Raw genomic sequence first — 6745 nt, 5'->3', positions numbered from 1 at the left:
CCAGTCCAACAAAAGGCGTTAGATTTACTTGGTGTTTCCCTATTTGTACCCAGTAAATGACCGACAGAAAATCTGCTATTCCTTACCCAGCATAGGTTGCCCTTTTTGTCAAAGGGGGAACTTCAGTCTTGAGCATTTGGCTTGTCCCAAATTTTAGTTAACAAATATATTCGCAGATCTGCGAATATTAAAAGGCTATCGGATATTCGCAGATCTGTAAAGATTTACTAGCTCATGATCTTTTGACACGATCGAGGTCATGGGAAAAGTAGGAAAAGCGCTCAAACAAACCTTAGCAACCCACGGCATCAGCCAAAACAAATTGGCCGTAACACTGGGAGTTAGACCATCGGTGGTATTTCGCTGGTTTCATGAGCAAACTGATCCTAGCGGGGAAACCATTGCGGATATTGCTAAAGCACTCCAGAGTATCAATCCCTCCGCTGCTGCTGAATTCGTCAAGCTTTACCTGGGGGAATTCATAGAAGACCAAATCGAAAACCAAGACGAAGACGAATCCTAGACTGGCTTTGAGTAGAATAATTCTTGTTGTTTGTTAATTCTCAATTAACAACACCCCTATTCAGCTCTGGCTTCACCCAACAAGCCACTTGATGGTCAACACTTACTAATTCCAAGGTGGGATCGTTTTGCCAACATTTATCAATCACGAAAGGACAACGAGCCGCAAAGGGACAACCTTGGGGATAATTAGTTAAATCTGGTGGTAACCCTTCAATGGCCTGCAAACGCTCTTGGCGCTGTTCATCCAGACGAGGAATACTGTTGAGTAAACCAATAGTATAGGGATGGCGAGGATTTTTATAGATTTCCATCACCGGTGCTTGTTCTACTACTTGACCGGCATACATCACTAAAATCCGATCCGCTAATCCCGCCAATAGCGCCAAATCATGGGTAATCCAAATGACCGCCATCCCAATTTCTTGGCGCAGTTTCTTGACTAATTCTACAATTTGCGCTTGGATGGTCACATCCAAAGCAGTGGTAGGTTCATCGGCAATCAGCAACTGGGGATTACAGGCTAATCCCATGGCAATCATGACTCGCTGGCGCATCCCTCCAGAAAATTGGTGGGGATAGTTACTAATCCGTTCCGCTGCACCAGGAATTCCCACTAATTCTAAGAGTTCAATCGCCCTAGATCGTCCTTGCTCTCGGCTCATCCCTTGGTGTAACCGTAGGGCTTCAGTAATTTGCCTTTCTACCTTTAGTACTGGGTTAAGGGAAGTCATGGGGTCTTGAAAAATCATAGCGATACGGTTACCCCGGATTTTCCGCATTTCCCGCTCACTAAGCGTTTGGAGGTCACGCCCTTCAAAAATGACCTCACCATTGGTAATTTTGCCAGGAGGAGACGGGATTAGTCCCATAATCGACAGGGCGGTGATGCTTTTACCAGAACCGGATTCACCAACTATCCCTAGGGTTTCCCCTTGATTGACCTGGAAGGAAATACCATTGACAGCATGGACAGTACCAGCTGGGGTGAAAAAGCGTGTTTCTAGATTACGAAGGTCTAGGATTGGTGACAAGGGAAAAAATTGAGAATTTGAGTATAGTTTATAGCATAGGGCAAAGGGAACAGGGAATAGGGAACAGGGAATAGGGAACAGGGAGCAGGGAGCAGGGAGCAGGGAGCAGGTAACAGGGAACAGGGAAAAAATTTTGTTTACTATGAGAACCACTATAGTCAATTTCATCGTTTTCTACTCCCAATTCCCGATTCCCAATTCCTGATGCCCTACTCCCTAGTTAGATAGCGGTTTATAGCTTAATGAGGTACACATTATTTGTTGCCTCTTCCCTCTTTCCTCTTTCTTATTATCTGCTCCCTGCTCCCTGCTCCCGTCTTGATGCAGTCGCTCATGGGGGAAACCACGCCAGTTGCTCATGGGGGGAACCCCCAAGACCGCACTGGCTCCCCAAGACCGCGCTGCATCGCTGCTCCCTAAAACCCAGAAATTTGTACCTCACAAGTGGAATAATTGCTATATTTTCCCTGTTCCCTGTTCCCTGTTCCCTGTTCCCTTATCTAAAAAGCATTCATCCAATCTATTTTTAATAGTTGCCGCCCAACCAATAGGGGATTCTTCGGTATAAAATATCGCAGCTGGTAAATGACCTTTAGGAGCGTCTAAACTAAAGGTTAACTGAGAATAAGAATGCCAATAATCGGCATCGCCCTTGCGCCATCCGACTAGATCGGCGAATTGATTATAATCTTGACTAACTTGCTGCCACAGTTGAGATTGTATTCTAAATCCAAAATGACCTTGACTATACTGCTCCCAAAGCTGATTTAGTGTTAGCAAATCCTGACAGGGAAACTCTAGTAAATCTGATTCTATGAGATAATTCAACCCTTGAAGCCATTCTTGGTCTTTTTTACTAACCTTCTGCTGTTGTCTAAGGGTTTTAGCTATGGATAATACAATTTTATTGGTTTCTAGATCAGCAGCTTTCCACTGCACTTTCATCAATAAAGTCTTAAGGTGAGTGTAGTCTATTTTTAAATTAGTCATAAGTTTAGGGAACAGGGAACAGGGAACAGCTCACAGGGGTAGGTTTTTAACAAAGACCTCAGGTGTGGGGTGTGGGTTGTGGGGTGTGGGGTGTGGGGGATAAGAAAATATACTTAATTTGTCGTTGTCTTGATGCAAAGCGCGAGTGGGGGAAACCACGCCAGTTGCTCATGGGGGAGACCACGGCAGTCGCTCATGGGGGAAACCCCCAAGACCGCGCTGCCTCCCCAAGACCGCACTGGCTCCCCTGTTCCGAAGCTGCATCGCTAAAAATCATCATTTCTTCGTTGTTTTCCTTTTCCTCTCCTTCTGATCCGCCCCCGACCGGTCGGGGGTTGGGGGTGGGGCAGGACCCAAATGTAAAAAACCTACCCTTGTGAGACAGGGAACAGGGAACAGGGAACAGGGAAAAATACTCTGTACCTTATAGTTATGAAAAAAGCTGTAATCATTGTAATTATTACGATTTTAATTTTCAAGTTTTTTATTTTTTTAAGGTTAATTTTATTTCTTCTTAAAAAGAAGGCAAACACTCAAATAGCAGCCCATAACTTTATCTCTCGTTTTATTATATGCAATTATCTTAATTAAGAGTTAGCAATTTTAATAATCATTAATTACAGATTTTTTTTCAATTCCCGATTCCCGATTCCCGATTCCCGATTCCCGATTCCCGATTCCCGATTCCCGATTCCCGATTCCCGATTTCCGATTCCCTTTGCTAAACATTTACATAATTCAGAGTTTAATGAATTTTATTTAAATGTTCTAAAGCTGGCTGGATTTACAGATAAAATACCCTTGGCAATAAAAATCAGCCATCACGTTGAAATAGATAAGTACATTTTTAAGCTATCAGCTAATGCTTACTTGAAAATTTTACTGAGGAAAAATAGTCATGACTAGTAAATTAGCGATCGCATTGATCGCAATTAGCGTTTTTGAGCTTTCGGCACAAGAGGTTAGTGCTGCGTCGATTACCCCAATCAACCTTGACGACCTAACTCTGGGAGCAACCATCACAGGACCTGTGGGTCCGACAGTAGATGCATCCCTAATCAATGGTGACGGAAATAGCCTCGGGGACTTGACCAGTAGCGTTTCTTGTCCTGTTGGTTTTCTGACTTGTGTGCCGCCCCAAAATCCATCGGGAACAATCTACACTTATATACACAAAGTTACTCCTGGTGTGGACTTTCCTAACGATCCCCCTTTCCCTCAACCGGATGGTTTACTTCGGTTTGATGATGTCAATCAGTTCGGGTTAGAGTTCAAAGCTGAAGGGTTTACAGGAGTTGCGGGCTATAGCTTTGGAGAAGCGAAGCAGGCACTCGGTTCCAGTGGGGAGTTTTCAATCAAGTTTGATGAAGATGGCAGTCTAGTCTGGAGCGTTGTTGGTGGATCGGGTTGGAGTACTAATTCCGACACTCCAGAAACGATTTCTTTCTTTTGGCAAACTACACAACCTCCCATTGGTCCATTTGGGACGTTCACCGCTAAGAACGATACCCAATCCGGGACAGGTAATGGTCCACTGCCTCTGGCAGTCCCAGTGCCTGAGCCGATGTCATCTCAGGGTCTACTGGCTCTGGGCTTTCTGGGCTTAGGATTAGTGGTTAAGAGAAGTATCGGTTCTAGTCTCTTTTAAGGCAATTAGTAGGGAGTAGGGAATCAAGATGCAATAGCTGGATCAAGGGCGTTCCGTCAGTCAAGTTAATGAATAGCAGTAGAGTGGGCATCCTGCCCGCTCGAAAATAAGCAGGAAACTGGCAAGATGCCAGTGTCTTGATGCAGTCGCTCATGGGGGAAACCACGGCAGTCGCTCATGGGGGGAACCCCCAAGACCGCGCTGCCTTCCCAAGACCGCGCTGCATCGCTTCCACGCCTGATGCCCATTCTACAGGTGGGACCCAAGCAGCGAGGGATTGCTCGCGGCCTTGGAGGCGTCTGGAATTTTGAGCAATAGTAGAGTGGGTAAGGCAAATCCAAACCCACTCTATCAGATCTCGATGCTACTGCTTTTAGGTACTACACCTAATGGGATTTTAGTTATCCCTAAACTGGTTCAACCAATTGGTCAAATCCACTTCGGTTTCAAAATCTAATAACGCTTCTCCTAAATCTTCCAACTGGTCAAAGGATAATTCTTCAATCTGATTTTGTAATTGGGGATTGATTGCACCTAGACGACGGTTAATTTGACGGATAATTAAATTAAGCTCATTGCGCTTTCCTTGTTCTAATCCCTGTCCTAATCCTTGTTCTAATCCTTGTTCTAATCCTTGTTCTAATCCTTGTTTTAATCCTTGTTTTAATCCCTGTTCTAATCCTTGTTCTAATCCTTGTTCTAATCCTTGGCGAATAATTCGTTGATAAACTACTGACTCCTGCATCATATCCTCCCGAAAATAAGCTTGAATTAACTGTTCATCAAATTTCACCCCAGCCAACAGTTGCACGCAAGCAGATAAGTTACGCTGTTGTTGTCTATCTTCAATCATATCGATTCTGGCTGCTACCTGGGATAGCAAGGTTTCTGGCACTTCAGTTTGTGCTAATACTGCCAACGGTAGTAACCCTGGGGTGGTAAGTAATGGTTGTGGATCACATTCCCAAATCCGAATCACCCGATAGCGGAAGGATAGGTTCCTCTCGGTAAATTGATTGACAAATACTCCCGCTAATCGGCTTGGTTTCAGAAAAATTATTACTTGTTCAATATCACAGCGGTACTGACGATACAACCTTACCCAATAATCCAGCATCCGCAGGGGTAAGGGAGGTTCAGATTGGGGTAGGGTTTGAAATTCCAGATGCAAAATAGCATCAGCAACTCGCACAAAAAATAAGGCATCTGCCCGAATTGGTTCTGTGCTCAATTCGGTGTTGAGAATTTCGATATCCTCTGCTGGTTCTTGGTTAAATAACCAACGGGTAAAGGCTTGAGGATCTGAAGGGGTGACAAGGAAGCCAGAAGGTAGATGGGTTGGTAATTAGAGGAATCTGTGGTATAAAAAAAACGGTCTCGATTGTCAACAAGACCGTGATCTTAAAAAATGCTGATTCAATTTTACCAGACTCACTTTCAAAGTCGATTGAACCCGACTCACTATATCACACTTCAGTTATTAGTGGGACTGCTACAATTTCATAAACAGGTAAGGATTGAAAGATTAGCAGCCTTGTTTCCTCAGCCCATATTATTTGAAAGTCGTCGTCGTTACTTACAAAGATTTTTGAAGCTGCCTAAACTGAGTGTAGTATTACTATGGTTTCCGATAATGGAACATCTAATTAAAACCTATTTTTCTAAGTATAAACGTTTATATGTTGCTCTGGATAGAACCCAATGGAAACACTATAATTTATTCGTTGTCAGTGTAATTTGGTCAAAAAGAGCCTGGCCAATATATTGGAACTTCTTAGACAAGCGCGGTTGTAGTAACTTAGCTGAACAGCAAGCTTTACTTCGTCCGGCAATCCGGATGTTAAAGGGTTATGATTTTGTCTTATTGGGAGATAGAGAATTTCATAGTGTTGAACTGGCGAAGTGGCTCCAGTCAAAGAATGTAGCTTTCGCTTTACGTCAAAAAGCTGATACTTATATTCAGCCAAAAGGCCAAGATTTTCAACAATTAAACTCCTTAGACTTATCTCCAGGGATGAAAAAGTTTATAACAGGAGTAAAAGTCACTAAAAGTCAAGGATTTGGCCCGTTAACAATTGCCTGTCACTGGAAACGAAAATACAACAGTCAAAACTTAGATGAGCCTTGGTACATTTTAACAAATCTGGGAAGCTTAAAAGAAACTCTTGCTGCTTATAAATCTCGAAGTGGAATTGAAGCGATGTTTAAAGACTGTAAGAGTGGAGGGTACAACTTAGAAGGGTCATTAGCATCAGTTGAGCGTCTAACTCGTTTAATATTACTGATAGCAATTGCCTATACAACGGCGGCTTTACAAGGCTTAAAAATCAAGCAATTGGGACAGCAAAAATATATTGGTCGTCTGCAAGAACTAAAACGGAAATTCAAACGCCATAGCAATTTCTGGGTCGGTTCCTATGGGTGCATCTCATTTTTGTAAAAACATCATTAATAAAGCATCCCATTTAGGTAAGCACAGCGTAAAGAAAGAATTTTAGGAACATTTTCAATATTCCATTGTGAGCCTGATATTTTAACTCGCATTCCTATT

The 6745-nt window shown here is 43.1% G+C and carries 10 protein-coding genes; 5 read left to right on the top strand and 5 right to left on the bottom strand.

The genetic code is table 11. The features are described from left to right. Positions 1 to 259 precede the first annotated feature (259 nt). Positions 260 to 523: a helix-turn-helix transcriptional regulator gene (locus tag F6K46_RS37370; RefSeq protein WP_293068165.1), complete on the top strand. Its 264-nt coding sequence runs from the start codon at positions 260 to 262 to the stop codon at positions 521 to 523. Positions 524 to 563: 40 nt separating this feature from the next. On the opposite strand, the gene F6K46_RS37365 is transcribed toward F6K46_RS37370, so the two are convergent. After that, the gene (locus F6K46_RS37365; RefSeq protein WP_293068168.1) at positions 564 to 1556 is read right to left on the bottom strand and encodes an ABC transporter ATP-binding protein; all 993 of its coding nucleotides are present in this window, start codon (positions 1554 to 1556) and stop codon (positions 564 to 566) included. Positions 1557 to 2012: 456 nt separating this feature from the next. Beyond that, entirely contained in the window at positions 2013 to 2546 is a 534-nt protein-coding gene (locus tag F6K46_RS37360; protein ID WP_293068162.1) for a GUN4 domain-containing protein, read from the bottom strand. A gap of 132 nt (positions 2547 to 2678) precedes the next feature. Between F6K46_RS37360 and F6K46_RS37355 the strand changes: the two genes are divergently transcribed. Next, positions 2679 to 2816 carry a hypothetical protein gene (locus tag F6K46_RS37355; protein ID WP_293068159.1) on the top strand — a complete coding sequence of 46 codons (138 nt, stop codon included), beginning with the start codon at positions 2679 to 2681 and terminating at the stop codon, positions 2814 to 2816. 333 nt (positions 2817 to 3149) lie between these two features. On the opposite strand, the gene F6K46_RS37350 is transcribed toward F6K46_RS37355, so the two are convergent. Then, positions 3150 to 3275 carry a hypothetical protein gene (locus tag F6K46_RS37350; protein WP_293068156.1) on the bottom strand — a complete coding sequence of 42 codons (126 nt, stop codon included), beginning with the start codon at positions 3273 to 3275 and terminating at the stop codon, positions 3150 to 3152. 169 nt (positions 3276 to 3444) lie between these two features. Between F6K46_RS37350 and F6K46_RS37345 the strand changes: the two genes are divergently transcribed. After that, positions 3445 to 4194, top strand: coding sequence for an exosortase, PEP-CTERM interaction domain protein (locus F6K46_RS37345; protein WP_293068153.1), 750 nt, complete (start codon positions 3445 to 3447; stop codon positions 4192 to 4194). Here F6K46_RS37345 and F6K46_RS37340 read toward each other — a convergent pair. Next, positions 4181 to 4348, bottom strand: coding sequence for a hypothetical protein (locus tag F6K46_RS37340; RefSeq protein WP_293068151.1), 168 nt, complete (start codon positions 4346 to 4348; stop codon positions 4181 to 4183). The genes F6K46_RS37345 and F6K46_RS37340 overlap by 14 nt on opposite strands. On the opposite strand from F6K46_RS37340, the gene F6K46_RS37335 reads away from it, so the two are divergent. Next, positions 4335 to 4505: a hypothetical protein gene (locus F6K46_RS37335; protein WP_293068149.1), complete on the top strand. Its 171-nt coding sequence runs from the start codon at positions 4335 to 4337 to the stop codon at positions 4503 to 4505. The genes F6K46_RS37340 and F6K46_RS37335 overlap by 14 nt on opposite strands. An 86-nt stretch (positions 4506 to 4591) precedes the next feature. Here F6K46_RS37335 and F6K46_RS37330 read toward each other — a convergent pair whose 3' ends face one another. Then, positions 4592 to 5446 (bottom strand): DUF4351 domain-containing protein, encoded by an 855-nt coding sequence (locus F6K46_RS37330; protein ID WP_293117975.1) that lies wholly within the window; start codon positions 5444 to 5446, stop codon positions 4592 to 4594. Positions 5447 to 5602: 156 nt separating this feature from the next. Between F6K46_RS37330 and F6K46_RS37325 the strand changes: the two genes are divergently transcribed. Continuing rightward, the gene (locus tag F6K46_RS37325; protein ID WP_293068962.1) at positions 5603 to 6634 is read left to right on the top strand and encodes an IS4 family transposase; all 1032 of its coding nucleotides are present in this window, start codon (positions 5603 to 5605) and stop codon (positions 6632 to 6634) included. Positions 6635 to 6745 lie beyond the last annotated feature (111 nt).

Source organism: Moorena sp. SIO3E8 (assembly GCF_010692445.1).
In the GTDB taxonomy this organism is placed as follows: domain Bacteria; phylum Cyanobacteriota; class Cyanobacteriia; order Cyanobacteriales; family Coleofasciculaceae; genus Moorena; species Moorena bouillonii.
Note: the sequence above shows the minus strand (reverse complement) of the source record. Positions and strands in the feature narration are given on the sequence as shown.